Source organism: Acinetobacter sp. YH12116 (assembly GCF_013418895.1).
Classification (GTDB): Bacteria; Pseudomonadota; Gammaproteobacteria; order Pseudomonadales; family Moraxellaceae; genus Acinetobacter; species Acinetobacter indicus.
On record NZ_VPBE01000002.1, the window covers coordinates 233161 to 252211 of the forward strand.

Here is a 19051-nt window from a genome sequence, read left to right on the forward strand (position 1 = left end):
GTTAAAGTGCTTAAGCGTGAGGCACTATTTGTAGATAGATCTGCTTGACCAATCGCACAGCAACACGTGGTATGCGATTGTGATCAGTACTTTTGATAAACGATGATGCTGACCTGTTTCCATCAGGCCGGGACAGCTTTACGTCCGGCTTTTTTACGCGCAATAATGGTTTTCATAATTTGCGCAGTGCCATCACCTATCTGGAAGCCCAGTACATCGCGCATACGCTGCTCCATCACTCCGCGGTCATAGCCTGCATGACCAAAGGTCAGTAAGCATTGATGAATCACATCATAGGCCAGTTTCGGTCCCCACCATTTACACATCCCGGCTTCAGAGGTATGCGGTAAATGGTTGTCTTTTAGCCATAACGTTTGCAGACACAATAATCGTGCAGCTTCGACCTGGGTTTCATATTCAGCCAGAGGATGCGAAATACCTTGAAATGCCGTGAGTGGCTGGCCAAAAGCTTCGCGCTGCGCTGCATATTCCCAGGCTTCATCCAGGCTCACCCGTGCTACAGCCAGTACCTGTAAACCAATTAAGGCACGGGAAAAGTCAAATCCTTGCATAACCTGGACAAACCCTTTGTTTTCATCTCCCAGACGATGATTGACCGGAACCCGAACGTTATCAAAGAAAATGGAACCGCGACCAATGGCACGCTGGCCATGACAATCAAAACGTGTGGTGCTAATACCCGGCAAGTCCATCGGCACCAGCAATGCCGTTACGCCATGTGCACCATCTTCAACCGAACCGGTACGTCCAAACACTACCGATGCATCAGCCTGATCGGCTGCAGAAATCGAGGTTTTTTCACCATTAATGACATATTCATCTCCCTCACGTTCGATTTTTAAACGTAAGTTGGCGGCATCTGAACCCCCACGTGGCTCGGTGAGTGCAATTGAGAAAATGGCTTCACCCGCGGTCAGCTTTCTCAGCCACGGTTCCACCACCTCAGGTTGACCATGTTCTGCCAGAATCTGTCCATTTAAGGAAGCCAGCAAGTTAATATAGGAGAAACTTAAATCGGCCTTGGCCACCGCTTCATGAATAATACCCGCAGCCAGCCGGCCCATGCCCTGGCCGCCGTATTGTTCTGGAAGTTCTGGTGCAATAAAACCCATCTCGCCCATTTTTTTCACCAGATCACGATCAAAGACACGACTTTGATCGCGCGCTAAAAAACCGGGTGCAATATATTTTTGTGCAAATTTTTCAACCGTTTCTGCTAAAAATGCCAGTTCTTCCGTGATATAAGGATTTTGAGTCATACGTATTTTCCTTATTATTTATAAAATTTACGAAATTCAGGCTGGCGTTTTTCTTTAAGTGCATTAACGCCTTCGCGCGATTCTTCTGTGTCGTAATACAGTTTCAGGGCATACATGCCCATCCCGGCAATTCCGGCCTGATGTGCGGTATCCATATTGAAACTGCGTTTGGCAATGGCAATTGCTGTCGGACTACGCTGACAGATTTCTTCTGCCCATGCCTGTACTTCGGCATCCAGCTGATCAGCCGGTACGCACTTATTGGCCAGCCCGATTTCAACCGCTTCCTGACCGCTATAACGGCGGCACAAGTACCAGATTTCACGGGCTTTTTTCTCGCCGACGACACGCGCCAGATATGCTGTGCCATAGCCCGGATCGACAGAGCCCATTTTGGGACCGACCTGGCCAAAAATCGCTTTTTCAGAACAGATGGTCAGGTCACAAATGGTCGCCAGCACATTCCCGCCACCAATTGCATAACCTTGTACACGGGCAATCACCGGTTTGGGCACATCACGGATGGCGGTATGTAATTCTTCCATCGGTAGGCCAATGGTGCCGCGTCCATCATAATTACCATCATGTGCAGACTGGTCACCACCGGTACAGAAGGCTTTTTCACCTGCTCCTGCCAGGACAATGGCGCCCACATCCCGGTCATAGCCTGCTTTATTTAAAGCCTTGATTAACTCATCACACGTGGTCCCGCGAAAGGCATTCATTTTTTCGGGGCGGTTAATGGTGATCCAGGCCACGCCGTTTTTCACTTCATATAAAATATCTTCAAAATTCATGGTTATACTTCCTGTATTAATCCTATCTGTACTCATCTGATTTTATTTTTGACCTTTAATGCGGGTTTCGACTTAGCCACTCATGGTTAAACCACCTGAAACACTCAGCACCTGTCCGGTAATAAAGCTGGCATCTTCACTTAAAAAGAAGGCAATTGCAGAGGCCAAATCTTCAGGTTGTCCCAGACGGCCCAGTGGAATTGAGCGGATAAAGGCTTCCCGTAATTTTTCCGGATTCGATGCACCTTCGGTCACACCAGCCAGAAGTGCTGTATCGGTTGGGCCCGGGCAAATCACATTAATCTTGATGTTATGACGCGAATGCTCACGTGCCAGTGTTTTTGAAAATGACAGCAGTCCACCTTTACAGGCCGCATAAACTGCTTCACCTGAAGAACCGACCCGTGCAGCATCTGATGCAATATTGACGATACTGCCTGTATTACGCTCAACCATGCCCTTCAGTACAGCAAAATGCATATTCAGCATACCGACCAGATTAATCTGGATCAGCTTGTCCCATTCCTGTGGATTGGTTTTAACAAAAGGCTTAAAAATATCCCAACCGGCATTATTGACTAGGCCATCTACCGGCCCCAGCTGGCTTTCGACCTGCTGTACAGCCTGCTCAACTGTATTGTGATTGGTAATATCACACTGTACTGCCAATGCCTGACCGTTCTGCTGGTTAATCTCCTGCGCCAACTGCTCTGCTGCGGTCATATTCATATCAAAGATTGCGACTTTAGCGCCCTCTTCTGCCAGCCGGCGACAGGTTGCTGAACCAATTCCACCTGCACCGCCTGTCACAATAACCACTTTATCCTTTAAGCCTTTCATTTATGTCTCCCTGCGCTGTTCTTATGCCAATTTGCCTGGCCGTTTTTTATTCAATACCCATGTTCTTTACAATAGGAGTAGAATAATTTTATGTCAATACATTTACATAAAATAAAATTTAAAATTAATTTAAATTAAATATATCAATTATTTATGATTTATTAAAAATAAACACATTGACATAAATTGGCTTTAACCTTAAGTTTTATGCGTAAAGCAAGCAGATGTGACAGAACCAAGAAAGAGGATGGTTCATCTATACAGTACTGAACGGAGGCGCAAAAATGTGGGCACGACCAGCAAAGAAAAATTGCTGATCCCCTTTGAATTACAGCCAGATAGAAAACAGAGTCTGATTTATACAAGATATCTTTTGAGTATAATGCAGCTTATTGAATGAATTTGATCAGGGTGGTCTTTTAGAATGACTGATGCTCTAACAAAAAAATATGATCAATCCTTATATTCCGCCCACAATAGACTTTTTTTTAGACTGTTTCAGGTGGGAAATACACTGGACCGCAAATGCTCCAACGAATTGGGGATTTCTCCGGTGCACTGGGCAGTTTTAGGGGCTTTGTCTCGCCCACGGGTTCTATCCGGAATGTCATTTTCCGATTTAACCGACTATCTGGGTGTGAGCCGTCAAAACCTGGATGCCGTATTAAAACGGCTGGAACGCGAAGGTCTGGTACAGCGCGTGATTAATGAACAGGACCGCCGTGCAAAAAATGTTGCGCTGACCGATGCAGGTCTTAAAACCTGGGATAGCCTGCAAGATGACTTCTTTAATTTTTATGGCCAGGCTTTAAATACATTGGCCTTTGATGATGTGGTGACTCTGATTCACCTGTTAAACAAAGTGAATGATGGGCTAAAGAGCATTCAAATTGCCCAGAAGAATACTGCTTCGGACGTTTGATTAAACATTGAAGATAAGACTTCTGGAATCAAAAAAATGAGCCTTTCAAGGCTCATTTTTTTATTACTTGATCAGCTGATTTAAAAACTCTAAGCCTTTTGCGGGTCGTATTGACGATCTTTAATAAAGATTCCCGATACTGCACCACATAAGAAATAGGCGCCGCCCATAATCAGGAAGCCTAAACCAATTGATCCTCCACTCGCCGCTGCACCAATAATTGCAGGTGCAAACATGGCACCAATACGCCCGGCATTATAGGCACCGCCAACCGCGGTACCACGAATGGAAGTTGCAAAACTTTCAGTCATATACGTCGCATTAATGGCATACGGAATACCGTACAGGAAACCAAAGAAAATGAGCAGATAGGCAATATTGTCCGGGCTATTAAACAGCACAATCACTGGCAGGAAGATCGCGGTCCCAATTGCACCAAAGGAAAATACAAAACGACGGCCTAAACGGTCTGCAGCAAAACCGGCCAGAACTTTACCGAAAATCATGGCGACATAGGTCCCAATCATATAGCCCGCCATTGATTTAAAATCCATATGTAACTCGGATTCTAAATAAGCTGGCATCCAGTTGTTTACTCCGTAATAGCCAAACTGTAAAAAGCCGGCAGTGAGAATCCATAAAATAAACATTCTACGGTTACGCGGGTCTGCAAAAATCTCTTTAACTGTACTCTTTTTCTCAGGCTGTTTGACTTGAGTTTCAGCAGGCCCATACAAGCGCTGTAATCTTGCACGTTGCCAAGATTCTGGTTCTGGCACCAGTTTCTGAATAAAAATCGCCAGCACCGATGGAATAATGGCAATAAAGAACAGCATACGCCAGCCATATTCCGGAATAATCCAGCCGGCTAGTACGGTTGCCACAATATAACCCACTGTCCAGCCGGCTTGCAGGGTTCCCAATACTGTGGTGCGATATTCGGTCGGTACATACTCTGCCATGAGTGTATTCGCTGCAATATACAGTGAACCAATACCAAAGGCAGACAAAAAGCGCAGAATGGCGAACTGTTCAAAATTTTGGGTAAAGCCCAGTGCGGCTGTTAAAATTGAAAAGATTAAGATTGAAATCACTACCGTCCGAACCCGACCCAACCGGTCGCAGGCCCAGCCACCAAGAAAACCACCTACGGCCATGCCGGCCAGCGTCGCGCTTCCCAGGGCACCAGCCTGTAAATTGCTTAAGCCAAATTCTGCTTTCAGACTGTTTAAGCTAAAGGAGAGCAAGAGCATGTCTGCCCCATCGACCAGCAGCGCCAGAAAGGCAAATACAAATGCAATTTGCTGGGTTCTTTTGGTGGTGGGTTGAATCTTTTTTAGCTCAGTTACCAAATCCGTCATGAATTAAATATCCTTGTTCTTTCTATTCCTTGTTTATTTTTCAGTTGCTTATCGCTCACGAAGTTCCTGATGTGAGCCTATTGTTGTGCTGCGTTTTTCAATCCATAGCTGTGCTGCTCCTGATCTTTTTGTTGCTGTCATGAAGACTTCTCAGCCTCTGTTTGTTTTTTGGTCGTTCTTTTTAGCTCACTCAGGGTAGACAAGATAAAAGTAATTTTAAACAAATTTTGATATATTATTTTGTTATACGAAATTAACGGTCGCATAGTTGAGTGTTGGATCGTTTTAATATAGGTTTACTGTGATTATTAAAATATGTAGACATGAAATAAAAACGGAACAAGGAGTGTGAGAATAGATGGGTGCTTTAACAGGCTTTCGGGTATTGGATCTCAGCCGTATTTTGGCTGGACCTTGGTGTAGTCAAATTCTGGCCGATCTGGGTGCAGAAGTAATTAAAATTGAAAAGCCTGATCATGGCGATGATACGCGCATCTGGGGACCGCCCTGGCTTAAAAACAACCAGCAACAAGATACCCATGAATCTGCCTATTATCTTTCGGCCAATCGTGGCAAACATTCCGTAGCTGTTGATCTATCAACCCCGGAAGGCCAGCAGATTATTAAAAAAATTGCTGAAACCAGTGATGTGGTCATTGAAAACTATAAAGCCGGTTCTTTGAAAAAATATGGTCTGGACTATGAAAGCCTGAGCCATATAAACCCGCGTCTGGTGTATTGTTCGATTACCGGTTTTGGCCAGCATGGTCCACGTGCTCATGAACCGGGTTATGACTTTATTATTCAAGGCATGGGCGGCATGATGAGCGTTACCGGTGAACGCGATGATTTACCCGGTGGCGGCCCGCAAAAAGCTGGATTGGCTTTTGCCGATCTGACCACCGGTTTATATTCTGCAATTGCCATTCAGGCCGCCTTACTGTCGCGTGAAAAAACCGGTGAAGGCCAACATATTGATATGGCCTTGTTAGATACTCAGGTGGCCTCTTTATCGGTGCTGGCCATGAATTATTTGACCTCAGGCAAAGTGCCGGGCCGTTTTGGTAATGCACATGCCAATATTGTGCCTTATCAGGTATTTAAGGCGCAGGAAGGCGAATTTATTATTGCCTGCGGCAATGATCAGCAGTTCTTGGTGCTGTGTGATGCCATAGGCCTACCTGAAGTACCGAAAGATCCGCGTTTTAGTCGCAACTCTGGCCGAGTGATGCATCGTGAAGAAGTCACCCAAATTTTACAGCAACATTTTTATACCCAACCGGCCAAAACCTGGGTCGATTTAATTCACGCCGTCAAGGTCCCTGTGGGCATGATCAATAACCTGCAACAGACTCTGGAAGAAGAACAGGTGCTGGCACGTGAAATGGTAATTCAGATGCCGCATACCCTGCGCGAAGATTACACCTCAATTGGCTCGCCAATTAAACTGTCCAAAACCCCGGTTGAATATAAAAAAGCCCCACCGTGCTTAGGTGAAGATACCGACAATATCTTAAGCCAGTTTTTAAGCGCAGAAGAAATGCAGGCATATAAAGCCAAAAAGATTATCCAGCAGCGCTAAGGCGGCATCCCACCGACAATAAAAAAGGAATCCTCGGATTCCTTTTTTATTGGAGGATTTCCTCTCCTACGTCTCTCTTAAATCTGAACTAACAGGCTGTAGCATCCGCCTGATGGGTTTTTGGCAATTCCCGACGCAAGATTTTTCCGACTGCAGATTTTGGCAGCTCCGCCACAAACTCAATATATTTAGGCAGTTTATAACTGGTTAAATGCTGTCTTAAATAAGCCATGACTTCATCTTCGCTCAGGCTAGCATCCTGTTTAACAATAAATGCTTTCGGGACCTGACCAGACTTTTCATCATCAATTCCAATCACAGCACTTTCTAACACTTTGACATGTTGAGACAGCACATATTCCAGTTCATTCGGATACACATTAAAGCCAGACACCAGAATCATATCTTTTTTACGGTCAAGGATACTGATATAGCCCTGTTCATTCATACAGCCAATATCGCCAGTCAGGAAAAAGCCATCTTTGGTAAATACCTGCGCCGTGGCTTCCGGTTGCTGCCAATAGCCTTTCATCACCTGTGGACCGCGAATGGCAATTTCTCCAGCTTGGTTAATCGCTACCGGTTGGCCTGCATCATCCAGAATCAGAATATCGGTACCTGCCAAAGGTAAACCGATGGTGCCACTAAAACGCTGGCTTAAAGGCGGGTTAAAAGTTGCAGTCGGTGAAGTTTCGGATAAACCATAGCCTTCATAAATATAACGGCCTGTGACTTCATACCACAGGTCAGCTGTGGCTTTCAGTACCGGCGCACCCCCACCGGTGGTGGTCTTCAGCTGACGATGATCCAGACTTCTAAAACGTGGATGATGTGCCAAGGCATTAAACATGGTGTTTACCCCCGGAAAAACCGTCGGAGGATGCTTGGCATACTGGTCAATTAAAGCGTCTAAATCTCTCGGATTCGGAATCAGCACATTGGCAAAACCACGGCTCAGGCCATAACTGAACAGACAGATGGTAAACCCATAAATATGGTAGAGCGGCAAGGCACAAAATACATATTCATGTTCTTCTGCCATCCGGTCGCCAAAATGGCTAATAAACACGGTACTGTTCTGGGCAATATTAAATAAAATATTGCGGTGACTCAGTTCAGCGCCTTTAGATAAACCTGTTGTGCCACCGGTATATTGCAGAATGACTGTGTCATTTTGCTGTTGGGGTGGTGTTTTAAAATCAATCGTGTCGACCTGATCAAGTGCCTGCTTAAAATCAAAGAATGTCTTGGCCGGATATTGCGCTGCCTGTGGATGCACTGCGGTATCTTGCGCTTTCACCAGATCCAGTGGATGGGTCGAAATCACATATTTAAGCGTCTGGCATTCATCCAGATCCTTGAGCTGATCTAAAGTCTGATTCAGGATAAATAAAGCTTCTGCACCAGAATCCTGCAACTGATGATACAGCTCACGCTGGGTATACATCGGATTGACATTCACCAGAATATAACCGGCACGAATAATGGCAAAGGTTGCAATTGGATACTGAATAATATTTGGCAGCATCACCGCAATACGGCTACCCGCCTCTAGCCCCAAATTCTGTAAAAAGGTCGCCATTTTCTGGCTATACACATCAATATCATGATAACTGAACTTTTTATCTAAATAGATAAAGGCTGTTTTATCCTGAAATTTCTCTAGATTTTCAGCGATGGTCTGACTCAAGGTCTGGGTGGGATCTGGCTGAGTAAATTCAGGATTTACATTCCATTTTTGATATTCAGCAATCCATGGCTGTGTGCTCATTGAAGCTCTCTCCTATCGCTTGCGTTCTTTTATTTTGTATAGTGAAACTATATTTTGTATTATTTGATAATAGCTTTAAATTCGACCTTCGATCAATGCTTGATCGGCTTTTTAGCAATTTTTTACAAATTAAAATCAATCATTAGTGGTGATATTTTAGGGTCTGTTGACATTTACTGTGCAAAAAAAATAGCGAGAAAGTAGAATTTAATCGCCAAACCAAATCTACTCCTCGCTATGCCTCGTACAATGTTGACTGATCAACACTGGTCTAAGTTAGAAAACATTTTCCGTAATTTTCGTATATATCTCAAACAAAATCTTCGAAATTTTATTGAAGCTATTCTTTATAGAATCCGTACAGGCTGCCCGTGGTGGGATTTACCTGCTGCCTTCGGAAAGCCAAACTCCATATTCAAGAAATTTTCCCGGTGGTCGAAAGATAATAAGTTATTAAAAATATTTAAGTTAATTTCCTCTGATGCTGATCTAGAGTGGGTATTTATTGATGCTAGCCATGTGAGGGCTCATCAGCATGCTACAGGAATCAAGGATCAGGCTATCTCAAAAAGTATCGGTGGAAATAGTTCTAAAATTCATTTGGCAGTTGATTCTCATGGGAACCCTGTTCAGTTTTTGATAGAGGATGGTACGACCCATGATGTAAAAGTGGCACCGAAATTAGTTAACAATATAGACCTGCACGAGACAGAAATTCTCTGTGCCGATAAGGGTTATGACTCTGAATCCTTGAGAGAACAGATAGAAAAAACGGGAACTCAAGCTAATATTCCCAAGAAATCCAATACACTTTCAAATAATGATCATGTGGATTGGTATTTTTATAAAATCAGGCATTTAATTGAGAATACTTTTGCTAGATTAAAGCAATTTAGAGGAATTGCCACACGCTATGACAAGCTAAAGCAAAGCTATGAAAATTCTGTTGCCTTAGCTTGTATCTTTATTTGGCTACCATTATGAAATGTCAACAGACCCTAGTCTTTGGTCTAAAAATAAAGAAAAACAAGATTTCTCTATACGAAATATAAGGTTTTTTGCTGAAAACTAAACTCATGAATAATGAGTAATAACCATGAAAAATTATTCATAAAACAAGAACGAATGATGAAAGGATATCAGTGATGACGCAAAAAGCTTCAGTGATGGTGGCTGAGCAGGTACAAGCTCAGCCAGAGAAAATATGGAAAACCGCTTTTATTTTATGTTTTTTTATTCTGCTTGCCGACGGGATTGATCTGGCTTTTCTCGCCTACAGCCTGACCAGTATTAAAGCAGAATTTAACCTTACTACTTCAGGCCGGTGCGCTGGGCAGCTGGAGTCTGGTGGGTGGTGTAATTGGCGGATGGGCCTGTGACCGATTTGGCCGGGTTAAAGTTATTGTATTTTATATGATTCTGGCCTCAAGTTTGTCCTGTACCTTGGGTTTTGTCGATTCCTATTATCAGTTTCTGATTGTGCGGAGTATTGCAGCCATTGGCCTTGGCTCACTTTATATTGCCTGTAATACCTTAATGTCCGAGTATGTGCCGACCAAATATCGAACTACGGTACTTGCGGCTTTAATGACCGGTTTTACCTTGGGTTCATTATGTGCCACTTTGCTGGCCGGCTGGATTATTCCTGAGTATGGCTGGCGTATGCTGTACTGGATTACGATTTTCCCTATTTTTCTTGCCTTTTTAATGTACTTTCTGGTGCCGGAGCCTGAATCCTGGTTACGTTCTCGTGAGCTCAAGCGTCAGGAAGCTTTACATAGCAAAGTGAAAATAAAAAAACAGAATCCTTATCTGGTCATCTTAAAAGACAAAAAACATCGCTGGATGTTTATGCTGTGGATTTTAAGTGCCGGTGCCCTGCAGTTTGGTTATGCCGGTTTAAGTAACTGGCTTCCGGCATACCTGGAGTCTGATCTTGGCATCAGTTTTAAAGAAATGACCGGTTATATGGTCGGCACATTTTTAATCATGATTTTTGCCAAAGTGGTGGCCGGCATTCTGGCAGACCGTTTTGGCCGCCGTGCGTTATTTGCCTTTGGCACCATGGGAACGGCATTATTTTTGCCGGTCATTATCTACTTTAATACCCCCACCAATATTTTATATTTGATGCTGATGTTTGGCTTTCTCTATGGCATGCCTTTTGCCATGAATGCCACCTATATGACTGAAAGTTTTCCGACCTCCATTCGCGGTACGGCAGTCGGTGGTGCATTTAATATTGGCCGAATTGGTGCGGTATTTGCGCCCTTAACCATTGGTTATTTTGCCCAAGGCGGTTCTATTGGAACGGGCTTACTGATTATGGCTGCGGCCTATTTTATCTGCGGTCTGATACCTGCGCTATTTATTAAAGATCGTTTATACGATCCGCAAAAGGCCAATTAAACATATTAAAAACCAGTCTGATGACTGGTTTTTTTATAGCTCAGGTACGCCATTTAAACAGCATTTTGCTGAGGATTCTCAATATAGTGAAAGTGATAGCCACTGCGCATAAACTGCCGGTTCTTGTCTCTAAAGGAATGAGCAAAGTCCGGCCAGATTAAGGTCAGTTTGCGGCTGACCGGATCAAGATACCAGCTTTTACAGCCTTCCGACAGCCAGACACTGCCCTGAGACAGTTGCTGTAACTGCTCCATATAGGCATCTTCTGCGGCGTGATCTGCTTCAAACACCTGAATCTGTTCCTGTTCAAAAAATTCGAGTGCATCCAGCACCAGATCAAACTGCACTTCCAGAAAATACAAGGCAGAATTATGTCCACTGCCGGTATTCGGTCCATTTAAAATAAATAAATTGGGGAAATTATGTACTGTAGTCGACTGATAGCCCTGCATGCCACTTGACCACTGCTGTTCCAGACTTAAGCCATGTTTACCCAGCACTTTTGCTGCATACGGTGGCCGTGCCGCTTCAAAACCGGTGGCGAAAATAATTACATCGGCTGGGAAATATTGTCCTGACTGACTAATCACGCCTTCTGGTGAGACTTCTGCCAGCGCGGAATCTTCCAGCGTGACATGCGGCTGTAAAAAAGTTGGATAATAGGTATTTGATAATAAAACCCGCTTACAGCCCGGCTCATAATGTGGTGTCAGTTTACGCTGTAATTCAGCATCATCAATCTGCTGTTTTAGAAACTGTAAGCAGGATTTTTTGACCCGCTGAATATGACTTTTTAAATTACGGCGCTGGGCAAAATTAAACTCATTATCCCAGAACAAGGAATGGCGTAAAGCCGCCATACTTTCCGGATCTTTACGAAACAGCTGTTTTTCCGTTTCGCTATAAGGCCGGTCCGGTCGCGGTAAAATATAGGGTGCACTGCGCTGCAACACGGTTAGGTTTTTGGCAAGTTTCGCCACTTCCGGCACCAGCTGAATTGCTGATGCGCCGGAACCGACCACCACCACGTGTTGATCAGCCAAATCAACCTGATGATTCCAGCGTGCAGAATGCATCACCTGCCCCTGAAATTGAGCCAAACCGGGAATATCCGGGAGATGCTCATCGGCCAGATGCCCTGTGGCGGTAATTAAAAACTCGGCCTGATACGCTCCTTGTGAAGTCTGAATTTCCCAGATTCTTTGTGCTGTATTCCAGTGGGCTTTTTCCAGTGCTGTATTAAAATCAATATACGGGCGGATTTGCTCCTGATCACAACATTGAACCAGATAACGCTGGATTTCTGCTCCTTGCGGAAAAATACGCGACCAGTACGGATTTTTAATAAAAGAAAAAGAATACAGATGCGACGGCACATCACAAGCCACACCCGGATAGGTATTATCCCGCCAGGTTCCACCGACTTCTGTTGCCCGTTCAATGATTTTAAAATCATCGATGCCCTGTTGTTTGAGCCGAATGGCCATGCCCAAGCCACCAACACCGCTACCGACAATTAAAATTTTGCTACGCTGTACATGAGCTTGCATGCTGCTTCTCCTTTAAGGTGCAAATCGCTGGATTTTCTGGTTAATCGGATATTGCTCGGGATGCTGATTAAACTGGTTAATCAGCTGCACAATCTCCGCCGGTGCTTCTATATGCAAGGCATGTCCGGAATGAATTTCGACATAACGGCTGCGTTCAATCGAGGCAAACAGTAACTTGGCTTGAGCCAAAGGAATCATGCGGTCTTCATGACAGGCCACAATTAAGGTATCTGCGGTAATATCAGCCAGAATATTGCTGATATCGAGGTGATAGTTCATTTCACGCTGTCTGGCTGCATCAGCAGAGGGCGTAACAAAGCGTGCCAGCTCCAGAACCTGCTGTTCAGTGCGTAAAGACAGGTAGTGATCACTGTATAAACAGTAATTTACAAAATGTGGCAATGCCTTGGATTGTTCATTAAATAACTGCTGCCAGATGGTATTGCGCAGTTGCTGCACCGAACTGGTTTTGACCCATCCTGCCAATAAAATCAACTGTGAAATTCGTTGTTGTAACTTGGCCGCGACCTGGGCGGCAATCACAGCACCCAAAGAATAACCGACCACGGTAATCGGTTCATTCTCCGCCACTGCATGCTGAATTAAAGCTTCTACCTGCTCGCTAAAATCTGTCAGCTTTAAATCCGCTTTCTCCGGTGTATAGAGGTCAATCGAAAGCACGCGCTGATGAATGCCCAGCATCGGGAAAATATAATTAAAATGTTTTTGGGTATTACCACCCGTACCATGAATTAAAATGATGGTTGGATGTACGGAGGACTGGCCGACTTCATGATAGGTCAGCTGGGTACTCGCATAGGGAAACTGTTGTGAACGTGCGTCTAATTCCATATAGACTCCTGATCTTGTTATTTTATCTGCAATTGATCTGGTAAAATTCTACTTGTGATGCTCTTCAAGCAATGAAACCTGAACTATTTTTGCTATAGAGAACAGGCTTAAAAAAATACACCCACAGTAGGCTCTCTCTGTGGGTGCAAAAGCGGATTAATCAAATTTAAATTCTTCTGGCGTCAGCAGGAACAGGCTTGCTCCACCGGCCTGAATATTGGCGCGATGCGTACAGGTTCTTGGCAAAATACGTTCAAAGTAGAATTGAGCCGTTTTTACTTTAGCTGCATAGTACGGATCGCTTTGTCCTTCATCGACGCGTTGTTGTGCCACAACCGCCATCTTGAGCCAGAGATACGCAAACACCACATAGCCTGAGAAATATAAATAATCAACAGAGGCTGCACCAATTTCATTGGCAGATTGTTGTGCCTGCGTCTGGATCAGTTGAGTCAGCTCCAGCCATTGCTGGGTCAGCTCACCTACCTGCTGTGCATAGCCTGCAAATTGAGGATGGGCCTGTTGCTCTTTAATATAGGCCTGAATTTCATCAGTTAATGCTGTTAATAAGCTGAGTTTTGAACCTAGAACCTTACGTGCCAACAGGTCAATCGACTGGATTTCCGTGGTGCCTTCATATAAACAGGCAATACGCGCATCACGGGCAATTTGCTCCATGCCATGCTCGGCAATATAACCATGACCACCAAAGACCTGCATACCATGTTTGGCGGCTTCCAGTCCGGTTTCTGTCATTAAAGCCTTGGCAATTGGAGTTAATAAAGCCAGACGGTCATCCGCGGCTTTTTTCTCGGCTGCATCTTCAGTCGCTTCAGCAATATCTGCATAAGTGGCTAAGTAATAAGCCAATGCACGTGAACCTTCAGCAAAGACTTTCTGCGTCAGCAGCATATTACGTACTGCCGGATGCACGATAATTGGATCTGCTGGCAAATTCGGCGCTTTTGCACCTTCCAGTGAGCGCATGGCCAGACGGTCTTTGGCATAGGCCAAGGCACCCTGATAAGAAGATTCAGCTGCCGCTAGACCTTGAATGGCGGTACCAATACGTGCAGAGTTCATAAAGGTAAACATGCAGTTTAGGCCACGGTTTTCAGGACCAATCAGGAAGCCTTTGGCATTTTCAAAGTTCAGGACACAGGTGGCATTGCCATGAATGCCCATTTTATGTTCGATAGAACTACAGACTACGCCATTACGTTCTGCGACATTACCGTCTTCATCTAAATTAAATTTAGGTACGATAAAGAGTGAAATGCCTTTGGTGCCTGCCGGTGCATCCGGTAAGCGTGCCAAAACGATATGCACAATATTTTCAGCCAGGTCATGTTCACCTGCCGAAATAAAGATTTTTTCACCGCTGATGCTATAGCTGCCATCGGCATTTGGAACCGCTTTGGTACGAATCAGACCCAAATCTGAACCAGCATGTGATTCGGTCAGACACATGGTACCGGTCCAGCGCCCTGCAATCAGTGGCACCAGGAATTTCTGTTTTTGTTCGTCATTGCCATGATGTTCCAGGGTACGCATTGCACCATGTGACAGGCCCGGATACATGCCCCATGACCAGTTGGTGGCCGTAATAATTTCAGAAATGGCAATCCGGTACAGTGTCGGGAAACCTTGACCACCGTAGTTTTCATCACCGGTTAATGAGGTAAAGCCCAGTTCAACATATTTATTATAGGCTTCTTTAAAGCCATCTGGTGTGGTCACGACACCATTTTCTAAACGACAGCCTTGCTGGTCGCCTGTGGCATTAATAGGTAAAAGCTCGTTCTGGCAGAAATCAGCAGCAACTTCTAAATATTGCTCCATAATGTCCATAGAGACTTTGTCTTCAAATTTTGCATACCCCTGATATTTTTGTTCAACATCCAGCAAATCTTTCAGCACAAACTTCATATCTTTTAATGGTGCAATATAATTTCTCATCGTAATTCCCTTGTATGAGTCCTGTTTACGGTATTTATGAGTTAATATTTCATAATACGAAACTATGTTTTAAATCCACTATAATATAATTTGAAAGCTAAAATCTAGTCATGACACAAAAATTCGATTTTTAATTTAATTTTGCCCATAAAAAAATGCCATTCACTGCTGAATGGCATCTTCATTTCTAGCGTACCCTATTGCAGCTTTAAGCCTGAATTAGCCCTGCCAGACGTTGCTGAATAATCTGTTCGGCATCCTGAATCATCCGCTGAATCAAGTCATCACAACTTGGAATATCATGAATCAGTCCTAAAACCTGCCCGGCGGTAATCAGGCCGGCATCCACATCACCTGTTTCCAAGGCCAGCTTGCCTTTTAAACCACTGACATAAGGGCGGATGTGTTCAAACTCCAGATTCGGGTCCTGACTCATTTGTACCACCAGGTCAGAAACCGAGTTTTTCGCGACCCGTGCGGTATTTCTAAATTGCCGATAGAGTAAATTCGTTGCCCGTTCATCATTGTTTAAATAAAACTGTTTGATGTTGTCATGAATCGGCGCTTCCTGCGTGGCACAAAAACGGGTGCCCATATTAATACCTTCTGCCCCAAGCGCCAGTGCGGCTACCAATCCTCGACCATCGCCAAAGCCACCACTGGCAATAATCGGCACTGTGAGCTGATCAGCCGCGGCCGGAATCAGGATTAATCCTGGAATATCGTCTTCACCCGGATGTCCGGCACATTCAAAGCCATCAATGGAAATAATATCGGCACCAATTTTCTGTGCTGATAAGGCATGGCGTACCGAGGTACATTTATGAATGACGGTAATGCCGTGTTGCTTGAACACTTCAATATGCTCATGCGGCTTATTGCCTGCGGTTTCAACAATCTTGATACCACTGTCAATAATTGCCTGCCGATATTCCGCATACGGCGGCGGATTGACTGCGGGCAGCAAGGTTAGGTTGACGGCAAAAGGCTGATCGGTCATTTCCCGGCACCGGGCAATTTCTTGGGCCAAGGCTTCAGGGCTTGGCTGGGTCAAGGCAGTCAGGGTGCCCAATCCGCCGGCATTGGAAACGGCGCTGGCCATTTCTGCGGTACCGACCCACATCATACCGCCTTGAATAATCGGGTGGCGGATGCCCAGCATCTGGGTTACACGGGTTTGAATGCTCATGAATACTCTCCTTAGCGGCCAATAAATTGTGCCGGGCGTTTTTCCACAAAGGCCCGTACGCCTTCTTTATAGTCCTGACTGTTTAAGGCCAGATATTGCAGGTTTTGCTCCAGCTCCAGCTGCTGGCTCAGGCTATGCTCAGCACTGCGTTGCAAGGACTGTTTAATTAATGCCAGTGCATAAGTCGGCTGCTTGGCCAGTTGCTGGGCGACTTCAACAATATAGTCGTCAAACTCCTGATCGGGTACGGCTTTCCAGATCATGCCCATAGTAGCCGCTTCAACAGCAGATACCGGCTCACCCAAGAGCATTAATGCAGCCGCGCGTGCATGACCAATCAGGCGTGGTAACATCCAGGTCCCACCGGCATCTGGAATTAAGCCAATTTTGCAAAAAGCCTGAATAAATTGGGCACTTTCTTTGGCAATCACCAGATCACAGGCCAAAGCGATATTAGCGCCTGCACCAGCAGCCACCCCATTCACTGCTGCAATCACCGGTTTTGGACTATGCCGGATCAGCTCAACCAAAGGATTATAATATTTGGCCAGTGAGCCTTCTGAGGGTAAAGGAATGTGTGCCAGTTGTCCGGAGCGTTCTTTTAAATCCTGCCCGGCAGAGAAAGCTCGGCCATTGCCACGAATGACAATGACCCGGACTGCTGCATCTTGGCTCCAGTCTTTGAGCGCATGTTGAACTTCCTGATGCATTGTCACATTAAAACTGTTTAAACAGTCTGGACGATTGAACCTCAGTATCGCCACGCCCTGGCTCAATTCGGTTTGAATGGTTGTGAACATCTTTAATATCCTTTTTTATTCTTCTGGTTTTATCCTAATAACCTTTGGTCAGATCGACCTGATTACATAACGGCAAATTGGCCTGTATGCGGCGGTCATTTTCCAGAATCTGCTCGACTACCACCGACATCGGAGCATGCGAGGCAATGTGTGGTGTGACCACAATCTTGTCATGCTGCCAGAATGGATGATCTGCGGCCAACGGTTCTTCATCAAATACATCGACAATTGCACCGCGTAAATGCCCAGAATCCAGCGCTTTGAGCAGGTCCTGCTCGACCAGATGCTGACCACGGCCGACCTGAATCAAGACGGCCTGCTCTGGTAACTGCTGAAACAAGGCTTCCGATAAAATAGCGGTATTGTCTGCGGTTAAGGGCATTAAATTAATCAGAATCTGACTCTGAGCTAAAAACTCTGCCAGTTGCTCGGTCCCGACATAGCTTTTTACCTGGGCTAAATCTTTGACCGAATTGGACCAGCCAGAAACCTGATAACCCATGGCAGCAAAGCGCTCTGCCACATAGCCGCCCATGTGTCCCAGCCCCATAATCCCAATCTGGATATGATGGCTATAACTCTGACGATGCTGTTTCCAGATCTGCTGCTGTTGCTGCTGCAACATCCGGTCGAAATAACGCTGATAATACAGCACACCCCAAAGCAAATAATCGAACATACCTTTTTGATGATGCTCATCTAAGACCCGGCATACAAACTGCTCTGCACTCACTTCATTCAAGTTCAGATGTTCAACCCCGGCCGCAATCGAATGAATCACTTGCAATTTGGGCAGAGTTTGCAAGTATGGCATATCGGGAAACCAGCATGCGGCTGTGGTGGCCTCTTTGGCTTCAGGACTTTGTGCAACACAAAAACTGTTTGGAGGAGCGTATTTTTCAAATACTTTAACCAGAATCTTCTGGATATCGGGAAGCGTACTGGAAATGACAATCATGCGCTGTACTCCGCCTGTTGATGCTCAATCAGCGACAAGGCCGCCAGCCAGGCGCGCTGTAAAATCGGCTCAACCAGTGGACTGGCAAACTGTTTGGCGGTTTTAACACAAACCTCTTCACTTGGATAATGCAATTCTGCACCGCCACTCAGCGCCTTGATTTGCGCCTGACAAGCCCGCTCCAGAAAATAAATTTCATGAAAAGCGCGTGCAATCGATTCGCCAGCCACCAGCAGACCATGGTTGCGTAAAATCATGGCACGATGACCGGACAAATCTGCAATCAAGCGTTCCTGCTCATCGGTAGACAGTGCCACGCCCTCATACTCGTGATAAGCCAGATGCTGATAGAACTTCAAGGCATGCTGCGAAATAGGCAATAAACCGTGTTTCTGGGCTGACACGGCAATTCCATCTGCGGTATGGGTATGAATGACACAATTCAGATGCGGATGCGCTGCATGAATTGCAGAATGAATTACAAAACCCGCCATATTGACCGGTTTTTCCTGTTCATAGCTTTCTACCACTGCTCCGGCATGATTAATCTTGACCAGGGTGGAGGCCTGCATTTTTTCAAAGGCCACACCATACTGGTTAATCAAAAAACAGTCGGGCTGATCGGGCAGCCGTAAACTGATATGGGTGTCAATTAAATCGGTCATTTTGTAATGCGCAATGATGCGATACAGTGCCGCCAGCTCACATCGGGCTTGCCATTCGGCAGCTGTGACAAGGTTTTTTATTGTCATCGTTCCATCCTGGAATATATAGCATTATG

General features: G+C 45.1%; 15 protein-coding genes and 1 pseudogene. 4 read left to right on the plus strand and 12 right to left on the minus strand.

Going from position 1 to position 19051, the window contains the following annotated elements; genetic code table 11:
* Positions 1-122: 122 nt before the first annotated feature.
* The 3 genes from aliB to FTU54_RS02500 form a co-directional block, all read right to left on the minus strand.
* Entirely contained in the window at positions 123-1280 is a 1158-nt protein-coding gene (aliB, locus tag FTU54_RS02490) for a cyclohexanecarboxyl-CoA dehydrogenase (protein ID WP_005177939.1), read from the minus strand.
* Between the two features lie 14 nt (positions 1281-1294).
* On the minus strand, positions 1295-2077 hold the full coding sequence (gene badI, locus FTU54_RS02495) for a 2-ketocyclohexanecarboxyl-CoA hydrolase (RefSeq protein WP_005177941.1): 783 nt from the start codon (positions 2075-2077) through the stop codon (positions 1295-1297).
* A gap of 72 nt (positions 2078-2149) precedes the next feature.
* On the minus strand, positions 2150-2917 hold the full coding sequence (locus FTU54_RS02500; protein ID WP_005177943.1) for a glucose 1-dehydrogenase: 768 nt from the start codon (positions 2915-2917) through the stop codon (positions 2150-2152).
* A gap of 424 nt (positions 2918-3341) precedes the next feature.
* Between FTU54_RS02500 and FTU54_RS02505 the strand changes: the two genes are divergently transcribed.
* Positions 3342-3839 (plus strand): MarR family winged helix-turn-helix transcriptional regulator, encoded by a 498-nt coding sequence (locus tag FTU54_RS02505; protein ID WP_005177946.1) that lies wholly within the window; start codon positions 3342-3344, stop codon positions 3837-3839.
* Positions 3840-3928: 89 nt separating this feature from the next.
* Here the strand turns inward: FTU54_RS02505 and FTU54_RS02510 are convergent, their stop codons facing one another.
* Positions 3929-5200 (minus strand): MFS transporter, encoded by a 1272-nt coding sequence (locus tag FTU54_RS02510; RefSeq protein ID WP_104489322.1) that lies wholly within the window; start codon positions 5198-5200, stop codon positions 3929-3931.
* A gap of 358 nt (positions 5201-5558) precedes the next feature.
* On the opposite strand from FTU54_RS02510, the gene FTU54_RS02515 reads away from it, so the two are divergent.
* Complete coding sequence (locus FTU54_RS02515) at positions 5559-6782, plus strand: CaiB/BaiF CoA-transferase family protein (RefSeq protein ID WP_104489321.1); 1224 nt, start codon at positions 5559-5561, stop codon at positions 6780-6782.
* An 88-nt stretch (positions 6783-6870) separates the two neighbouring features.
* Here FTU54_RS02515 and FTU54_RS02520 read toward each other — a convergent pair whose 3' ends face one another.
* Complete coding sequence (locus FTU54_RS02520) at positions 6871-8553, minus strand: AMP-binding protein (protein WP_168406547.1); 1683 nt, start codon at positions 8551-8553, stop codon at positions 6871-6873.
* A 237-nt stretch (positions 8554-8790) separates the two neighbouring features.
* Between FTU54_RS02520 and FTU54_RS02525 the strand changes: the two genes are divergently transcribed.
* On the plus strand, positions 8791-9537 hold the full coding sequence (locus tag FTU54_RS02525; protein WP_180074386.1) for an IS5 family transposase: 747 nt from the start codon (positions 8791-8793) through the stop codon (positions 9535-9537).
* 161 nt (positions 9538-9698) lie between these two features.
* Positions 9699-10962 (plus strand): annotated as a pseudogene (locus FTU54_RS02530) (MFS transporter).
* A gap of 53 nt (positions 10963-11015) precedes the next feature.
* Here the strand turns inward: FTU54_RS02530 and FTU54_RS02535 are convergent.
* From FTU54_RS02535 to FTU54_RS02565, 7 genes are all read right to left on the minus strand, one after another.
* Complete coding sequence (locus FTU54_RS02535) at positions 11016-12512, minus strand: NAD(P)/FAD-dependent oxidoreductase (protein ID WP_104489413.1); 1497 nt, start codon at positions 12510-12512, stop codon at positions 11016-11018.
* 12 nt (positions 12513-12524) lie between these two features.
* Positions 12525-13364, minus strand: a complete 840-nt coding sequence (locus FTU54_RS02540) for an alpha/beta fold hydrolase (protein WP_005177994.1) — start codon at positions 13362-13364, stop codon at positions 12525-12527.
* Positions 13365-13520: 156 nt separating this feature from the next.
* The gene (locus tag FTU54_RS02545) at positions 13521-15323 is read right to left on the minus strand and encodes an acyl-CoA dehydrogenase C-terminal domain-containing protein (protein WP_104489414.1); all 1803 of its coding nucleotides are present in this window, start codon (positions 15321-15323) and stop codon (positions 13521-13523) included.
* A gap of 208 nt (positions 15324-15531) precedes the next feature.
* Positions 15532-16512, minus strand: coding sequence for a nitronate monooxygenase family protein (locus tag FTU54_RS02550; RefSeq protein ID WP_104489415.1), 981 nt, complete (start codon positions 16510-16512; stop codon positions 15532-15534).
* An 11-nt stretch (positions 16513-16523) separates the two neighbouring features.
* Complete coding sequence (locus FTU54_RS02555; RefSeq protein ID WP_104489416.1) at positions 16524-17312, minus strand: enoyl-CoA hydratase-related protein; 789 nt, start codon at positions 17310-17312, stop codon at positions 16524-16526.
* 34 nt (positions 17313-17346) lie between these two features.
* The gene (locus FTU54_RS02560; RefSeq protein ID WP_005178003.1) at positions 17347-18270 is read right to left on the minus strand and encodes a glyoxylate/hydroxypyruvate reductase A; all 924 of its coding nucleotides are present in this window, start codon (positions 18268-18270) and stop codon (positions 17347-17349) included.
* A complete protein-coding gene (locus FTU54_RS02565; protein WP_005178005.1) occupies positions 18267-19022 on the minus strand; it encodes a class II aldolase/adducin family protein in 756 nt (251 codons plus the stop codon). Before FTU54_RS02565 ends, FTU54_RS02560 begins: the two co-directional genes overlap by 4 nt.
* Positions 19023-19051 lie beyond the last annotated feature (29 nt).